The organism is Cohnella lubricantis (genome assembly GCF_014212015.1).
Taxonomy (GTDB): Bacteria; Bacillota; Bacilli; order Paenibacillales; family Paenibacillaceae; genus Cohnella; species Cohnella lubricantis.
Map to the genome: position 1 here is coordinate 1 of NZ_JACJVN010000045.1, position 760 is coordinate 760.

The 760-nt window shown below is 52.0% G+C and carries 1 rRNA gene; it reads right to left on the reverse strand.

What is annotated here, in order from left to right:
* Positions 1 to 415: 415 nt before the first annotated feature.
* A 16S ribosomal RNA gene (locus tag H4Q31_RS11920) occupies positions 416 to 760 on the reverse strand; the annotation flags it as partial.

Consider the following 760-nt stretch of genomic DNA (forward strand, 5'->3'; position numbering starts at 1 on the left):
CCTTCTTAGGCTCCTGGCGCCTAGGCATCCTCCGTGCGCCCTTATTAGCTTAACCTAATGCTCCGGATTATCGTCCTCACTCCAATTCTCACGCAGAACCTCTTCGGTTAGTTACCGATTCGACCCTATTCGAAAATTCCGTTCGAGACGACAATCCTCCGCAATGATCAACACATAAGGTTAGAAGATGTTTCGTAAATTGCGCTATCGTTTCGTATCCAGTTGTCAAGGTGCAACCCCTTGCCGCTTCAGCGGAAGGAATCTTATATTAACACTTCCGATTCTCGCTTGCCACCATCAAATAATGGAAGAAGAACCTATCGTGCTGAGGGATTGTTCCCTCAAAACTGATCATGAGCGAATGCTGTCGGTTGAGGCTTAAGCCTCATCATTATTGCCCCTAAGGGCTCCTTAGAAAGGAGGTGATCCAGCCGCACCTTCCGATACGGCTACCTTGTTACGACTTCACCCCAATCATCTACCCCACCTTCGACGGCTGGCTCCCAATCCGGGGTCCCCGGAAAGTATTCGGAATCCGCTTCGCAGCTTCATCTTCACTTTCCGGGGCGGCTCAGGTTACCCCACCGGCTTCGGGTGTTGTAAACTCTCGTGGTGTGACGGGCGGTGTGTACAAGACCCGGGAACGTATTCACCGCGGCATGCTGATCCGCGATTACTAGCAATTCCGACTTCATGCAGGCGAGTTGCAGCCTGCAATCCGAACTGAGACCGGCTTTGGTAGGATTAGCTCCGGATCGCT